Source organism: Comamonas aquatica NBRC 14918 (assembly GCF_000739875.1).
In the GTDB taxonomy this organism is placed as follows: Bacteria; Pseudomonadota; Gammaproteobacteria; order Burkholderiales; family Burkholderiaceae_C; genus Comamonas; species Comamonas aquatica.
The window spans coordinates 1-14,991 of sequence record NZ_BBJR01000083.1; the positions used below are offsets into that span (position 1 = coordinate 1).

At 60.3% G+C, this 14,991-nt stretch carries 14 protein-coding genes; 10 read left to right on the top strand and 4 right to left on the bottom strand.

What is annotated here, in order from left to right:
- Window positions 1–1,882: autotransporter family protein (locus CA2_RS16450; RefSeq protein WP_042419976.1), on the top strand; the 1,882-nt coding region annotated here is incomplete at its 5' end.
- 150 nt (window positions 1,883–2,032) lie between these two features.
- Here CA2_RS16450 and CA2_RS17780 read toward each other — a convergent pair.
- Together CA2_RS17780 and CA2_RS16455 are read right to left on the bottom strand one after the other, a co-directional pair.
- Window positions 2,033–2,359: a site-specific integrase gene (locus CA2_RS17780; RefSeq protein WP_439708942.1), complete on the bottom strand. Its 327-nt coding sequence runs from the start codon at window positions 2,357–2,359 to the stop codon at window positions 2,033–2,035.
- Between the two features lie 534 nt (window positions 2,360–2,893).
- A complete protein-coding gene (locus CA2_RS16455) occupies window positions 2,894–3,820 on the bottom strand; it encodes an IS5 family transposase (protein ID WP_042419979.1) in 927 nt (308 codons plus the stop codon).
- 80 nt (window positions 3,821–3,900) lie between these two features.
- On the opposite strand from CA2_RS16455, the gene CA2_RS16460 reads away from it, so the two are divergent.
- From CA2_RS16460 to CA2_RS16470, 3 genes are read left to right on the top strand one after another with little or no spacing between them, the layout of a single operon-like run.
- A complete protein-coding gene (locus tag CA2_RS16460) occupies window positions 3,901–5,925 on the top strand; it encodes a hypothetical protein (RefSeq protein WP_156106152.1) in 2,025 nt (674 codons plus the stop codon).
- Between the two features lie 9 nt (window positions 5,926–5,934).
- The gene (locus CA2_RS16465) at window positions 5,935–6,369 is read left to right on the top strand and encodes a hypothetical protein (RefSeq protein ID WP_042419986.1); all 435 of its coding nucleotides are present in this window, start codon (window positions 5,935–5,937) and stop codon (window positions 6,367–6,369) included.
- A 1-nt stretch (window position 6,370) separates the two neighbouring features.
- The gene (locus CA2_RS16470) at window positions 6,371–8,188 is read left to right on the top strand and encodes a hypothetical protein (protein WP_042419988.1); all 1,818 of its coding nucleotides are present in this window, start codon (window positions 6,371–6,373) and stop codon (window positions 8,186–8,188) included.
- A 35-nt stretch (window positions 8,189–8,223) separates the two neighbouring features.
- On the opposite strand, the gene CA2_RS16475 is transcribed toward CA2_RS16470, so the two are convergent.
- The gene (locus tag CA2_RS16475) at window positions 8,224–8,571 is read right to left on the bottom strand and encodes a hypothetical protein (protein WP_042419997.1); all 348 of its coding nucleotides are present in this window, start codon (window positions 8,569–8,571) and stop codon (window positions 8,224–8,226) included.
- A gap of 264 nt (window positions 8,572–8,835) precedes the next feature.
- Between CA2_RS16475 and CA2_RS16480 the strand changes: the two genes are divergently transcribed.
- The 4 genes from CA2_RS16480 to CA2_RS18415 all read left to right on the top strand — a co-directional run bounded on the left by CA2_RS16480 (window position 8,836) and on the right by CA2_RS18415 (window position 10,929).
- Window positions 8,836–9,108, top strand: coding sequence for a hypothetical protein (locus CA2_RS16480; protein ID WP_156106154.1), 273 nt, complete (start codon window positions 8,836–8,838; stop codon window positions 9,106–9,108).
- Window position 9,109: 1 nt separating this feature from the next.
- Window positions 9,110–9,757, top strand: coding sequence for a lysozyme (locus CA2_RS16485; RefSeq protein ID WP_052369993.1), 648 nt, complete (start codon window positions 9,110–9,112; stop codon window positions 9,755–9,757).
- Window position 9,758: 1 nt separating this feature from the next.
- A complete protein-coding gene (locus CA2_RS16490; RefSeq protein ID WP_052369994.1) occupies window positions 9,759–10,295 on the top strand; it encodes a hypothetical protein in 537 nt (178 codons plus the stop codon).
- 88 nt (window positions 10,296–10,383) lie between these two features.
- Window positions 10,384–10,929, top strand: coding sequence for a hypothetical protein (locus tag CA2_RS18415; RefSeq protein ID WP_217997651.1), 546 nt, complete (start codon window positions 10,384–10,386; stop codon window positions 10,927–10,929).
- Between the two features lie 651 nt (window positions 10,930–11,580).
- Here the strand turns inward: CA2_RS18415 and CA2_RS16495 are convergent.
- Entirely contained in the window at window positions 11,581–11,835 is a 255-nt protein-coding gene (locus CA2_RS16495) for a DUF4113 domain-containing protein (protein ID WP_042419994.1), read from the bottom strand.
- Window positions 11,836–11,984: 149 nt separating this feature from the next.
- Here CA2_RS16495 and CA2_RS16500 point away from each other — a divergent pair, with 149 nt between their 5' ends.
- Together CA2_RS16500 and CA2_RS17320 are read left to right on the top strand one after the other, a co-directional pair.
- Window positions 11,985–12,236, top strand: coding sequence for a hypothetical protein (locus CA2_RS16500; RefSeq protein WP_042420006.1), 252 nt, complete (start codon window positions 11,985–11,987; stop codon window positions 12,234–12,236).
- 436 nt (window positions 12,237–12,672) lie between these two features.
- Window positions 12,673–14,985, top strand: coding sequence for a methyl-accepting chemotaxis protein (locus tag CA2_RS17320; protein WP_081889053.1), 2,313 nt, complete (start codon window positions 12,673–12,675; stop codon window positions 14,983–14,985).
- Window positions 14,986–14,991: the final 6 nt, after the last annotated feature.

Here is a 14,991-nt window from a genome sequence, read left to right on the forward strand (position 1 = left end):
TGGCACCACGCTGAACGCTGGCACCTTAACCGTTGGCAACAACGCAGCGCTGGGCACCGGAGCCTTGACCGTGGCGGGGGCGGCGACGCTGGACACCAGCAGCGCGCTCACGCTGGGGAACGCCATCAACCTTGGCGCAGGGCTGACCCTGAGCGGCAGCAACGCCCTGGCCTTGAGCGGCGTGATCGGTGGCACTGGCGGGTTGACCAAGACCGGCAGCGGCACGCTGACCCTGAGCGGCGTCAACAGCTATACCGGCGGCACCCACGTGAACGCGGGCATGCTGACAGTCAATGGCTCGGTGGCAGGCAATGTCGCTGTAGCCAGCGGCGCCACCTTGGCTGGCACGGGCAGCGTGGGCACTGCCACGGTAAGCGGTGCCACCATTGCCCCTGGCAGTGCCAGCACCCCCTATGGCACGCTGACAGTGGCAGGCAACCTCAACATGGACAGTGGCTCCACCTTGCGGGTTGCTGTGGACCCGACTACGAACCAGGCGGGCAAGCTTTCGGTGAGCGGCATGGCGGCCCTGGATGGCACGCTCCAAGTCGATGGACAGTCGCTCAACTTCAATGGCGCAGACCGCACGTACACCGTGGTGTCTGCGCAGTCCGTTACGGGGAGGTTTGCTAATGTTGCTGCCAATTTTGCGTTTTTGACCGCTACGGCGGACTATTCCGATAGCACCAAAGTCGACCTGAAACTGACACGCAAGACCGTCACACCGTCTCGCCCTGTCACCTTTGCCGATTTGGCACAGACGGGCAACCAGCGCGTAGTAGCCCAGGCCCTGGAAGGCATGCCCACAAGCAGCGCCTTGCATAATTTTGTGCTGGGGCTGCCCAACGGTGCGCCACCTGCGGTCTTCGCTCAGCTCTCCGGCGACAGCCACGCCGGTGTGCAAGGCAGCTTGCCCAGTCTGAGTGGCCATGCCTCGCGCATCAGCCAAACACGTTTGCACAACAACCTGACCGCCGGCCTGCGTGCGGGCGCGCCGATTGCGCAGTCTGACGGCCCATTGCCCGCGTCGGCATGGCCCACATCCAAAGCGCTGCCTGCGTGGGTAGAGGTGGTCGGCCACCGCCAGACGCTGGATGGCAACAGCAATGCGCCCGGTGTGAAGCAAAACGTGTATGGCCTGTTCCTGGGGGCAGACGAAGAAGTGGGCAGCAACGGCTGGCGCGTGGGCGGCTCGCTGGGTTACACCAGTGCAGATGCGGAAGTTAAAAGCCGCGATGCATCGGCAGACATCAGCAGCTACAGCGCATCGGTCTACACCGGTAAGGGCTTTAGCCACGGCATGAACCGCATCAATGTGATGGGCGGCCTGGCCTACACCCACCACCGTATTGACAGCCAGCGCAGCGTGGCAAGCTTGGGGCAGAACCTCAAAGCCGACTACACCGCCAACACATTGCAGCTGTTTGGTGAGGTGGGCTATGCGATGGGGCAGTACAGCAAGCAGGGCGTGGAACCCTTTGCCGGCATCAACATCAGCCAGCAGCGCGTGGGCAGCTTTCAGGAAAGCGGCGGCTTTGCGGCACTGCACGGCCAAAGCAGCAATGACACCACCACCAGCACCACGCTGGGCGTGCGTGCGCACAGCGACTTCAAGCTGGCAGGCAAAAGCACCCGCGTGCGGGGATCGTTGGGTGTGCGCCATGCTTGGGGCAGCCTGAGCCAGAATCGCACCATGGCATTTGAAGGCAGCAGCAGCTTTACCGTGGCGGGCGCCCCGCTGGCGCGTAACACTGCCTTGGTGGGCCTGCAAGCGGAGATGGAGCTGAGCCGCAGTGCCGCCCTGGTGCTGGGCTACAACGGCGAGTTTGGCGGCGGTAGTCGCGACCACTCTGCAAATGTGAAGTTGCGCTGGGCGTACTAAGCGCTAGCGTGACCCAAGTTCAAACCCCTGCCCGTGCAAACGGACGGGGGTTTTTTTATTGTTGGTTGTAGCAGTCGCTCATGCCGACGACCAGGCAGAGAAGGGTGGCTGAGAGCATTGAAAAAGTCTAAACAACCTCTCCGATTTGCTTTACGCCACCCGTCGCAAGTGAACAACTTTGCCGGAGTGAGGTTGGGGCGGCTGTGTGCCTTGTTCGCAGGCTTGCAAAAAATCAGCCCAGAGCGCCAGTGCGCGGCGTCGCTCGGGGATTTCCTCGCGGACATCGTAGACAGCTTCCATGCCCTTGAGCTTGTGGTTCAAAGCGATTTCAGAAATCTCGCGCGAGATACCCATGTTGCGCAGGTGACCCTTGGCTGTGCTTCGCGTGTCATGGGGAGTGAAGCGCTTGATGTCCAGATCTCCACGCTTGAATGCCCGGGTGCGTGTTTTGGCAGTGGCTTGCGGACGGCGATTCAATTGAGAAATGCGGAATTGAATTCAGTTGGGTTGTGTGCTGTTGTGCAGCGTTGTATCTAGCCTTTGAGGCAATCACACCAGATTCACACGAAATTGGATAAGTTATTGTTTTTGTTCGGAAATGCGCGGGTTCAATTCCCGCCAGCTCCACCATACCCTCAAACAAGGGCCGCCAAGGACATACACTTGGCGGCCTTTTTCTTTGCTAAATCAGTAGCTTACGCAGCACAGAAGTACAGCGAAGAACATTGACAGCCAAGCCTAGACCGGGGAACATGCCGGGGAACGAATCGTTGTTTCGGCCGTTAACCGGGGAACGCTGCCAAAAATCGGGGAACAGCTAGCTCTCAAAGCTCACGTTTCTCTATAGAGCAGTGCTTAATGCGGATCAGTGCGGCCGGGGAACGACCTGACTTCTCTTAACCGGGGAACCGCCAATGCTGACCGATGCACAGTGCCGTAATGCTTCTTGTCCGCCTGGGCGCTGTTGCATAAATCCAATTTGAGGCGAGTGACCCCAACCCCCAGCCGTGGCTATGCCACGGCTGCCGTCTGAGGACGGCCAAGTTCAGTAAATCGATTCAAGATGGCTGCTCGGATATGCAGCTCGTTCACTTGGCGTTCAAAGGTGCGGGACATCACCCGCTCGCCCAAACGTTTGATGCAGTTCATCTTGGCTTCCACCAAGCTTCGCCGGTGGTAGCCAATCCAGCGTTTCCATATACTTCGCCCCAGCCGCCTGCACGCAGCAATCGCTGCATTGCGGCGCTCGAACACAGCACCCCTGCGCACTCGTGCATTCTTGCGGGGAGGAATGATGGGGATTGCACCGTGCCTGATGACCGCTTCATAGGCGGGCTGTGTATCGTAGGCGCCATCACCGATAAGACTTTGAAGCGTTTCATCGGGCGGCAGTTGCTCCAGCAAGTCGCTGAGCACTGAGGCATCACTGACGTTATTACTCGTCACGCAGATGGCCCGAATCTGCAAGGTATCCGCATCGATACCAATGTGCAGCTTACGCCATTGACGACGGTATTCAGCGCCGTGCTTTTTGCATTTCCACTCGCCTTCACCCAGAAACTTGATGCCTGTCGAATCAACCAGCAGGTGCAAGCCTGCTTTACTGCGGGTGTACGGAATCTGGACATCCAAATCTCGCTGCCGCCTGCACAGGGTGCTGAAGTCTGGAGAGGACCAGGCAAGGCCACACAGTTGCAGCACCGACTCCACCAAGCCTGTAGTTTGTCTCAGCGCCAAGCCAAACAGGTTCTTGAGCGTCAAACAGAATTGAATGGCAGCATCCGAGAACTTCGGGCTTCGCCCGCGTTTGCCGCTTGCAGCGGCAAACCAACACATGCGCTTGTCCAGCCACACCGTCAAAGAGCCGCGGGCCTTGAGAGCTGCGTTGTACTGTTTCCAGTTTGTGGTGCGGTAGCGGGGCTTACGGGAGTGGCTCATGCCGCAAGCCTACCGCTTGCTGAGCAACGATTTATGCAACAACGCCCTACCGTATTGACGTTGTAGGGGTGCAGGCCATCATGCAGGTGTGGCCCGCGGGCGCTGTGCAGGACCAGGCCGTCCAAAGCGGCATTCTTTTTGGTGTGGCCAGATTGGGTGAGCGTTGGCTGCTGGTCAACAAACCCACGGCGCAGGGCCAGTCGTCGGCCACCTGGACGCTGCGCAATATCTTTGCCCAGTACAGCGACGAGAGTAAGTTTGATCCGGCCGATCTGGCCGCCTCCAGGTTCAAGACGCTGCGCGTGGGTGGCGTTTGGCGCTATCTGTATGTGGCCCCGGGGGCCGGGCGCTTCGGGCACGTCAACGTGTTCGTTCCCCCTGTGAGCGGGTACATCACCCATGTGACGGCGGCAGGCACCGTCATCGGGGTGGATGTGTTGTCTTGGCAAAGCTACATCGCGCAGTTCGTGTTCAAGCAGAAGCTGGGGCAGTTGACCCCGCCACCCTACGGGGCTGGGCCTGCAACCAACGTGGTGGACCGGCAGATCGAGGTGCAAAACTCCCAAGTGCCGCTGGGCACTGATTTCCTGGAGGTGATGCGCCTGCCCGATTCGCGCACACCCTACCATGTGTCATCGCCCCAGGGGCAGTATCTGGCCCTGTCCGTGATGAAAACCACCGGCCCGCTCAAGTCGTACCTGGGTGACTTGGTCTACGCGCCCGATTACTTTGAGGTCATGGTCGATCTGTGGCCAGCGATCCGGGTGACGCGATTTGCCGATGGTGCGCAGTTTTCCACGCAGCGGTTTTCCACGGAGGCGCTGCCCACGACCTACACCGACAACGATGTCGAGGCCCAGGTGTTTGCGGCGACTGAGGCGGGCTTTGTGGCGCACGCCGCTGCGCCATTGGGTGAGCTGGCATCTGCGTGCACGCCGACCATTGCCCGGCTGAGGGACGGGCGCATCGAGGCGACCAGCCGCTTTGGGGTACAGATCAGTCAGCAGTTCTGGCCGCACCCGCAGCGTCTGTCCAAGGTGACACTGCTGCGCACCTTGTCCAACGGTGACCGTGAAGTGGCGATGGAGGCCAAGCATTCCCACGTCTGTGGGTTCACGTTGAGCAAGAACTACCGCGATGTGCAAAGGCTGCTGGAAGGAGTGGACGCCACTGGCCAGCTGTTGACCTATGACCAGGAGGTCAACCGCAGCTACACCCACCACTACAGCCTGCCGACGGTGGTGGACGTTGAAACGACGGACGTGATCAGGGCAGGTCATGGACTGCCACAGGTCGGGGTAGGCCTGATTTCCGGCGAAGCCACCATCAGCCTCCAGAGTGGCAGCTTTAGCTCGCAGGTGCAGGCAGTGAACCGCATCACGCGCACATACAGCAGCGGCCTGGAGCTGATCACCTACGAAACAGACTTGCAGGCCACACACACGGGCAACTTTAGCGACAACCTCTTGCGCGGCAGCGAGTCGCAATCGGGTGATTCGGTGACCGACTACACCACGCGCGTGGCTTCCCGCAATGTGCTGCTGCGTGACCCGGCCGCGGATGTCACCGCCTATGTGGAAACCATCGTCACCCTGACGCACCACTCGACGCGCTCCTATGTGCAGGGCGCTGTGCAGGAAACGCACTCTAGCGCCGTGCCCACCACGGCCGCAAAGGTTTGCCTGCTGTATGGCCGCCACCGCATTGAGGTGGACGTGACGCCCTGGATGCCGCCACAGAGGTATGCCGGCTACGCGAACCTGGGCACCGCCATCACCCGCGATGGGGAGCTGCTGCGCGCGGTGGACACGGCCGATCTGGCGCGCACAGAGCCCGTGGGTGGCTTCGATACCCAGTTCCAAGCGCAAAGCGACTTTATCGACGTGACCCAAGACAGCTTGCTGGATGTGATTGCGTTGGACAACGTCGCCGTTCAGTGCCAATACGCCCACTGTCCAGAAACGGGCGGGATGCTGCTGGAGTTTTCCTTGGTCACGGGGCAACGCTGGCGTTTCTTGCTGGACAGCGAGGCGGGAATCCGTGACGCCGCCACGGTGCTGGAGTGGCCCGAGGGCCTGGGCGAACGTGACTTTTTCACTTTTTGAGGGGCCTCCATGTTTGTCGTCAACACCCTGACTGGCGCTGTCTCCGAGTACAGCGGCCATGCATTCCAGAGCATCACCCCCACGCATGGGGGCAGCGCCGCCGGCCTGTTTGCCTTCGGGGGCGACACCGACCATGGAGCGCCCATCGTGGCCCAGCTGCGCCTGCCGGCCACGGTGCGTGAATCCACGCTCAAGCAGAGCATCGAGATGGTCTACCTGTCGATGCAGGGGCAGGGCGAGGCCGAGTTTGCGGTGTACGGCCCGGCCGCCCAGGTCTGGCGCTACCCCTTTGCACTGCGCGACAGCGAGCAAACCCGCTGCCCGGTGGGCCGGGGCATCCGCGAGAACTACATGGGGTTTGGTCTGAGCACCCCGGACGGCCAGGCCTTTTGCCTGGACCGCATCGAGGTACTGACGGCCAAGTCCAAGACACGGAGAGTTTGAGATGGCAACAGAATTTGAATTCAACGGCCCAGCCGAGATCGTCCAGGACAAGTACCAGCGCTCGATTACGCTGGCCGAGCAAGCCTCTGCGGCTGCCACGTCCATGCAAGATGCGCTCAATGCCAGCATCTACGCCCCGCCCACCATCAGTGTGAGCTGGGCCACGATGGCCGCGCCCACCTTGCCAGAGGTGCCAGATTTGCCAGCCATGCCCACGGTGGCCTTCACCGAGCCAGGCGACCAGCCCGGTGCGCTGGATCTGGCGGACATGCCGGATGTGGTGGTGGACGGCTTTGACCAACCAGCGCCGTCCATGAACTTTGGCACTGCCCCCAGCATTGTGATTGGGGCTGTGCCCACGCTGCCCCAAGTGGGGGAGGTGGCCATCCCCGATGCCCCTGATGTGCAGCTGCCCGATGCTCCGGCCTTTTTGTCGCTGACCACGCACACCTTTGGTGGGGTGGAGCTGCATGAGGACTGGCTGGCCAAGCTGGACGACGTGCCGCAGCTGCAGCTGCTGGAGCCTGCGCCGTTTGCGTTCAGCCGGGCGCCGGGCTATGCCTCGCAGCTGCTGAACAGCCTCAAGGCGATCATCGCCGCGCGCATCCAAGGCGGCACTGGGCTGAACCCGGCGGTGGAGCAGGCCATCTGGGACCGGGCGCGCGACCGGGAAACCCGCGTGGCGCTGGCCCGCGAGCAGGAGGTGATGCGCGCGGCCGAGGCCTTGGGCTTTCCGCTGCCCTCGGGCGTGCTGGCCGGCCAGCTGGCCGATGCGCGCCGGGAGTACCACGACAAGCTGGCCGAGCTGTCCCGAGAAATCGCCATCAAGCAGGCCGAGCTGGAGCAGTCCAACGTCAAGGATGCGATCCAGCAGGGGCTGCTGCTGGAGGGCCAGTTGATGGACCAGGCCCTGAAGCTGGACCAGCTGGCGTTTGAGGCGGCCAAGGCTGCGGCCGAGAACGGATTGGCCGCGTACAACGGGCGCATCGAGCAGTACAAGGCGCTGCTGGAGGGCTACCGCACCTACGCCACGGCCTATGAGACGGTCATCAAGGCCGAGATGAACAAGGTCGAGGTCTTCAAGGCACTGCTGTCGGCCGAGCAGACCAAGGCCCAGATCAACGAATCGCTGGTGGCGCGCTACAAGGCCGAGATCGAAGGGCGCATGGCGGCCGTGGAGATCTACAAGGCCCGGGTGCAGGCGGCCCAAACCCTGGTGAGCCTGGAGCAGACCAAGATTCAGGTGGGGGCCGAGCAGATCCGCGCCTTTGTGGCGGCCACCAATGCCGAGACCGCCAAGGTGGAGCTGCACAAGGCCAGCATCCAGGCCGAGGGGCTCAAGCAAGACGCCTACAAGTCGCAGGTGCAGGCCTTCAGCGCCAAGGTCAGCGCCCAGGCCGAGGCGGCGCGGGTGGCCATTGCCCAGACCCAGGCCAAGCTGTCGGCCAAGGAAATGGAGTGGAACGCCTGGAAAGCACGCCTGTCTGCCGAGGTGGCCAAGATGGATGCCGCGGCCAAGCAATCGGCCATCCTGGTGGACGGCTACCGCGTCAGCGCCTATGCGGTGGAGGCCAAGGCCAACAGCTTCATGCGCCGCTGGGAGGCCGAGGTCAAGCAGTACGACGCCATCACCAACATCAGCCTGCAGACGGCCAAGCTGAACACCGATGCGGCCATCCAGACCAACAACGCGCGCCTGGATGCGGCCAAGATCGGTTTGGCCACCGCCGCGCAGCGCACCGCATCGGCCTGGAGCATGGTGTCGGCATCGGCCCAGATCAGCGGCAGCGTGACGCAATCGGCCGCAGCCCCTGCGTAAGTGTTCCGGCGAGGGGTGGCGCCGTTGCGAAATCCTCAGTCCTCGAGATGGGGCAGGGGAACCGGGCTGACCACAAAGGTATCGCCGTTGTTGTCTTGCTTGAACACGAAGCCGGGACGCAAGGCGTCATCGACCGGTTGCCACAGCACGCAGGGTGGGTGCCTAAAGTCGCCTTCCCAGCCCACCTCAGCGGCGGCAATCTTGGCGGATTCCCAGAGGTCAATGAATTCGCTGTACGAGAGCCCAGGGCTGGAGTCCTCGCCATAACGAACCAGGTTTTCTGCTTCAATTTTTGCGAGGGTGACTGCCACACTCTCGACGGTGGGCAGGAGGTCCCAGTTGAAGTCGATGGGCACTAGCTCGGAATAGACATACCAGCTCATAGATTCCTCCATGTTTGCTGGTTTTAGATGCTAACAGCGGCGTGGCGTGCAGCTGTGACGACACGCGCTGCCTGTGTTGCGCACTTGCACAGATCGCTTTCTGGCGGACTGGCCTTCTTCGCGCCCCGGCTAGGGTTAGGCATTCCTGGCCCAGGCCGAGACACTGCCCCCCAGAAGGCAGTCCCCCCAACCGCCGCCTTCGGGCGGTTTTTTTACGCCCGAAAAATGTACGAACTTGTCCAACACATCAAGACCCTTTTGGGCATGGCCAACGGCATCAGTGCCGAGCAGAAGCACGATATTTTCAAAGCGGGCTTGCAGGCTGCTCCAGCAGGAGGCGCAGGCGCTGCGGCAAGCATGGCGCCAGTCACCGAAGGCAGTTTTCTCGGTTTTGCCGGCAACACCTGGGTGGTATTCGCCAGCTTGTTTTTCATCAGCCTGCAGATTGCACACCTGGTCTGGAAATGGCGTCGCCAAGCCAAGATTGACGCCACGCGCACTGCCGCAGGCCTGCCGCTGGAATCGCTGGAGAAGTGACATGCAGCAGTCCAAGAAATGGATCGTCGGGCGCCTGCTGGCCCTGGCCATGCTCACAGGCGGAGGCGGCGCCTTCTATGCCCAGCACCAGGGCGAGGTGGCGCGGGCCGAGGTGCAAGCCGCGGCAGCAGACCCCTACGTGCAGGCCGTGGCCCGTGATGCCGGCACCAGCGATGCAGTGAAGATCGCCATGCTCATGGGCCACCTGTACGAATCCAGTGGCAAGCACGTGGGCACGCCCTACATCGACACGTTGGGCCGCGGCCAGCCGCTGACGGTCTGCAACGGCATCACCGGCGCGGGGGTGGTCGCCGGCAAGTGGTACACCCCGGCCGATTGCTACGAGCTGGAAAAGGGACGGTATCTACAGGCAGAGCGCGCGGCAAAGCGCCTGTTTGCCTACTGGGCCAGCTACGACGCCATCACCCAGGCCACGTTCCTGGACTTCATCCACAACAAGGGCGATGGCGCGCTGGCCGCCAGCACGATGCTGCGCAAAGCCAACGCAGGGGACGTGCAGGGCGCCTGCCGTGAGAACCCCAAGTGGAACAAGGGCACGGTCAAGGGCGTGCTGACCGTGCTGCCAGGGCTCAAAGACCGGGCCGACACGAATGCAGGCTTCTGCCTGGATGGGGGCTGGAATGAGTAGGGTGGGCATTTTCACCCACCTGCTGCTGGCACTGGTGGCTGGGCTCCTTGTCTGGGTGTTCCAAGACGCCCGGATGGCTGCCGCGGTGGCCGAGGTGCAGCTGCAGGCCAGCGACTACCGGCTGCAGGTCAGCGAAGAAAAGCGCGCCGTGGACCACCGCATCCACCAGACCGCCCAAGCCATCCACCTGAACTACCAAGAGGCCCTGAATGATTCCATCAAAGAACGTGCGCGCCTGGCTGAAGCTGCTGCTGCTGCCCAGCGCAATGCTGGCCGGCTGCGCGACCAGCTCCGTGAAGCCAATGTGCGAATTGCCACAGCTTCCTCCACCGCCGTCCGCGACTACGCCGCAACCGCCAACCAGCTACTCGGACAGTGCAGCCAGCGATATACAGAGCTGGCATCAAAAGCTGATGGACACGCCGTTGATGCGCGAACCTGCCGCGCAGCCTGGCCAGTGATCCACGCTAAAACTTTGGCGCCGGCGGCAGATACGGCAGCGAAAGAACAGGCAGCGGTGGCAGATCCAGCAGAGTAAGTGTTGCTAGGAGGCGAAGGTGCGAAAGCGAGCTTGTAACTTCGCGAGGTCTAACCTAATCTTCAAGTGACAACTTGTAATCATCGATATGGTAAACGTAGCTCTCAACTGGCATCGCTTCGACTGGGACCCTGACGAGACTTGGAGAAGGACGACTCTCCCCAAACTTGACGCATTGGGGATTAAGGAAAAAGACCTCGATAGAGCGGTGTACGTCCTTCGGCTCAACGGGAATTTTTGTGTTCAGTACCCGACCGGACAATCACCAACGCTTTATGTTGGCGAAGGGCGATTTAGTCAACGCATCAATGCTCACCGGTCCTGGGTCAGAGAGCTCGAAGAGCTGGTTGGTGATTTTTCGTTCCAGGTTTGTCTTGCATTTCCGCGAGTGAATGGAAGTCCAAACGCTTATCGAGATTGTGAGGCAGCATTACTTGACAGATTTTTTTATAAATTTAGTAGTGCGCCAATGTGGAACAAGCAATTTGAATCCCGGATCTTCAAACACTATGTATACAACCATCGTCAGATGGATCAAGCGCTATGCAAGCGCAGCGGCGCAAAGTACAAATGGGCAGTCTCGCCGATGAAGTCCTCAGAGTTTTATAGAAACTTCATTCGTACTCATGGGTAGCTATTGTTGAATAGGTGCCGAAAAACGAAGTCGCAAATGCTGATGTCAGCCCACTGTTTAGTGGAGTTCTTAGCGCCTTGCCTTCATTTTTGATAAAGCTAAGAACTCTACTTTTTATGGGAAAGGTCATGCATTTGCTCAGGTGTGCCATGAATAGTTGGCGACGTACTGGAACGCGGTGGAGGCGCGGCTTCAACTAGCAAAGGGGTGTTTTCTTGCTTCTTGAGAAAATCAGGGATTTCAAGCGTCGACGGCTCCTCGTCGCTGGAGAAGGTCACCCCACCGCAAGTTCCGCAATAGCCGCGTCGTTTTTTTGGCTCTGCCATTACATAGGCTCCTGTTTTAAATTTGTGGATATTTGGCCTTCTGAACTTGGGATTGGACAGGTTTGACGGCTGTCTTTATCGGGGTTCGTTTGCGCGGTACTACTCCCACGGAGCTACCGCATCTTGATCCAGCCATAACCCTATACGCTGATTCTTGGCATCCTGCTCACCAAATTGAGGCAATTACACCTCACTCTGCAGTCTTCTAGCGGCTGCCGTCCTGTGATCATAGGACGCATCTTCACTGATTTATTAAAGCCGCAACCTGTATTGGCGCGTGGCGATTAGCCGCAAGCATTCCGAAGCCCCTTTTTGCAGGACTTTTTCACGCCCGCGCAATCGGTATCTCATCCAGCTTGGTGGTGTACCTGGGCGTGCGTCTCTCCTGCCTCATCCGCCACCCGTCTTCATCCTCTTGTGTGCGCCCGGTACTGGCGATGTGCACCGTGGCCTTGCCGTAGCGCTCGTTGATCTTGTCCATGGCTTCCATCAGCTTGCTGTGGTCGCGCTTGACCACCGGCGCGTCAAACAGCAGATCGCCTTGTACCTGGATGGTGGTGGAGGTCAGGTCCAGCAGCATCACCCCGGCCTTGGCCAGCTGGTAGCCGGGCTCCTAGATTCTCCGAATGGTGCCCACAAACTGTCGCCTTCATCTCACACAAATTCTTCTGCGCATAGCCTTTGATCCAACTATGCTTACGCCACCACAAGCCCAATCTGGAGCACCTTATGCGTAAAGCCTCTGTTGTTGTGTTCGCCCTTGCCACGATGTTCTCTGGCATCACTTGGGCTGCCAATCCGTCCTGCACTGCAGCCGCCACGGAAAAAAAGCTGGCCGGCGCGGCAAAGAACTCTTTCCTCAAGAAGTGCGAGAAGGACGCTAAAGCGGCCTGTGAGGTGACAGCCGCTGACAAGAAGCTGGCTGGAGCTGCGAAGGCCAGCTTCACCAAGAAGTGCACGAAGGACGCCGTGGGCAGTTGAATGTCTGCTGGGCCTGGGCTGCCCGTTAGCAGATTGCCGCCAGAACGTCGAAGCTCCGCATTGCGGGGCTTTTTTGTGCCTGCGCGATCGGTATCCGGTGATGTGCACGGGGAGGGTGGCTAAATGATGATGGCTGTGCATGCATACAGTTTTAGGTGGTGCCAATGACTGCGGGCTTGTGCACGCATAGCGCGATGTGCTGCCTAGCCGAACGTGAATGGTGGGGCAGTAGCTTTTAGGAGCGTGCGCCCAGCACGTGTTGCGCCAACCTGTTTACAGAGGGAGGGAAACATTTGCTGATAAATCAGCCCCGTGAAACTCAACTTTCAGGAGCAGTGAGCGGCGCAAAACATAAGCGTGCGCTCAGGTGGGCGATTTTTACGATTCTGTTACAGATGGCGAATAATTGGGATGGCCAAACAAAAAGTGTTCGTTAATGATTTTTTTCAATTCAACCATCTGGCGCCCTGCTGCAACTTTGATGGGGCGGATGAAGTTTCCGGCCAAGATTGCTCTCATTTCTGCAGCATTTTTGCTGCCACTGGTTTGGCTGTTGATTGCCTACGGCAACAGCAAGCGTGACGACCTGGAGTTTGTGGCGCAAGAGCGGGCAGGGGTCCGCTATGGTGTGGCCGTGTTTACGGCGATGGATGCGGCGGCAGACTGGCGCTACTTGGCCCGGAGTGCTGCACTGGGTGATGGGGTTTCCGGCGTCCAGGATGCACAGAACCGCTTTTTCAAAGAATTGGATCGCCTCAAAGCACTTGACCAAGAGCTGGGCAAGAAGTTTGAAACGACTGCATTGGTGGAGGCCGTGACCCGGGCCAGTCAAAGCGCTAAGGCCGCCTCTGGCAATCCCCAGGCGTTGTTTCCTGCCATGAATACCCTGACCACGGAGTTGGCCAAACTGCAGGATCGGGTGACCGATGGGTCGCGCTTGGCATTGGACCCCAGCATTGAGACATTTCATCTGGTGAGTGCCACGATGATTCTCACGCCTGATCTGCTGCGCGATGTGGGTGAGTTGCGCGGGCTTGGCCGTACTGCGCTTTTGAATGGCGCGATGGCGCCAGCCGCTTCCAGCCGTTTCCAGGGCCTGTTGGCAGTGGTGGAGCAAGAACGCCTGCGACAGGCGGATCACATGGCGAAGGTGCGTGAGCATGCGCCAGAGCATGCGAGAGAGCTCAAGCAGCATGGAGAGTCGGCCCTGTCCACGATGCTGGCTACGATCCGATCGACATTCCCCCCATCAGCCGACGATGTACAAGGGGACGACAAGGCTTACGCTGCCATGGTGTCCGGGGTGCTCAAGGCCCAAACCGAGCAGGTGCTGCACAACCTGCAGGTGCTGGATGACCTTCTGGCGCATCGGCAAGAGTCCTTGCGCACCAGCATTGCCATCGCGGTGGCTGTGACCTGTGTGGGCCTGCTGCTGGCGGTGTACATGCTGATGGGCTTTTACCGATCGATGCTCGGTGGCTTCAAGCTGCTGCGCAAGACGCTGTTGAATATTTCCCTGGGCGATCTGCGCACGTCCGTCAATGCCTGGGGCAAGGACGAGGTGGCCGATCTGATGCGTGAGCTGGGGCACATGCAAACAGCGCTGGGTGAGACGGTGCGGCTGGTGCAGGATGCCAGTGACCAAGTGGTGCAAGCAAGCGCAGAAATTGCGCAGGGCACGAACGACTTGTCTGGACGCACCGAGCAAGCTGCGGCTGCCCTTGAAGAGTCATCTGCCGCGCTGGAGCAAACGACCTCCACGATCCAGATGACGGCTGATTCGGTCAGCCGTGCCTCGGACATTGCACAAGAGAATGCGGCCACGGCCCAGCAAGGCGGGCAGGTCATGTCCTCTGTGGTCGATACCATGCAGCGGATCCAGACTTCGTCCAACAAGATTGGCGAAATCATCGGGGTGATCGACGGCATCGCTTTCCAGACCAACATCCTGGCGCTGAATGCGGCGGTGGAAGCCGCGCGCGCCGGCGAGCAGGGCCGCGGCTTTGCAGTGGTGGCCGGCGAAGTGCGAAGCCTGGCGCAGCGCAGTGCCGAAGCGGCCAAGGAAATCAAGGAACTGATCCAGCGCAGCACCACCGAGGTGGGCGTGGGCGTGGACGTGGTGCGCAAGGCTGGTGCCACCATGCAGGAAATCGTTGGCAGCGCTGAGCAGGTGAAGGCCTTGCTGGACGAAGTTGCGAATGGCGCCCGGGAGCAGAGTCTGGGTGTAGCGCAAATTGGTGCAGCTGTGCAGGAGCTGGACCGTAACACCCAGGCGAATGCTGCGCTGGTCGAGCAAACGGCTGCTGCGGCCACGGCACAGCGCCGCGTTGCGATGCGGATGGCTTCCACGGTCGATGAGTTCAGACTGCAGGGCCATCAGTCTGCGGCCTTGGTCGAAGGCGTGGATGTGGATGCCATCATTGATGCGCACCGCCAGTGGAAGGTCAAGCTGCGGCAGGCGATCGAGGAGCGCAGCACGGTGGATGTGGCCACGCTGTCGCGTGATGACTGCTGTGCGCTGGGCAAATGGATCTATGGTGATGGCCAGCGTTTGGCACAGCGCCCCAACTTTGTCGAGCTGGTGGGGCGCCACCAACACTTTCACAGTGTCGCGGGTGGTATTGGTGAGCTCATCAACCAAAAGCGCATGCGTGAAGCAGAAGATGCCTTGGCACCAGGCACGGTATTCGCGCAAGCCACAGCAGATGTGGTCAGCACACTTTCTGCTGCCAAGCGTTTGGGGTTCTAAGCGGCG

Bases quoted from the DNA above. Each gene is read 5' to 3' on its own strand.
- CA2_RS16455 (WP_042419979.1), bottom strand. From the start codon at position 3,820: ATGAGCCACTCCCGTAAGCCCCGCTACCGCACCACAAACTGGAAACAG.
- CA2_RS16460 (WP_156106152.1), top strand. From the start codon at position 3,901: ATGCAGGTGTGGCCCGCGGGCGCTGTGCAGGACCAGGCCGTCCAAAGC.
- CA2_RS16465 (WP_042419986.1), top strand. From the start codon at position 5,935: ATGTTTGTCGTCAACACCCTGACTGGCGCTGTCTCCGAGTACAGCGGC.
- CA2_RS16470 (WP_042419988.1), top strand. From the start codon at position 6,371: ATGGCAACAGAATTTGAATTCAACGGCCCAGCCGAGATCGTCCAGGAC.
- CA2_RS16475 (WP_042419997.1), bottom strand. From the start codon at position 8,571: ATGAGCTGGTATGTCTATTCCGAGCTAGTGCCCATCGACTTCAACTGG.
- CA2_RS16480 (WP_156106154.1), top strand. From the start codon at position 8,836: ATGGCCAACGGCATCAGTGCCGAGCAGAAGCACGATATTTTCAAAGCG.
- CA2_RS16485 (WP_052369993.1), top strand. From the start codon at position 9,110: ATGCAGCAGTCCAAGAAATGGATCGTCGGGCGCCTGCTGGCCCTGGCC.
- CA2_RS18415 (WP_217997651.1), top strand. From the start codon at position 10,384: ATGGTAAACGTAGCTCTCAACTGGCATCGCTTCGACTGGGACCCTGAC.
- CA2_RS16495 (WP_042419994.1), bottom strand. From the start codon at position 11,835: ATGCTGCTGGACCTGACCTCCACCACCATCCAGGTACAAGGCGATCTG.
- CA2_RS16500 (WP_042420006.1), top strand. From the start codon at position 11,985: ATGCGTAAAGCCTCTGTTGTTGTGTTCGCCCTTGCCACGATGTTCTCT.
- CA2_RS17320 (WP_081889053.1), top strand. From the start codon at position 12,673: ATGATTTTTTTCAATTCAACCATCTGGCGCCCTGCTGCAACTTTGATG.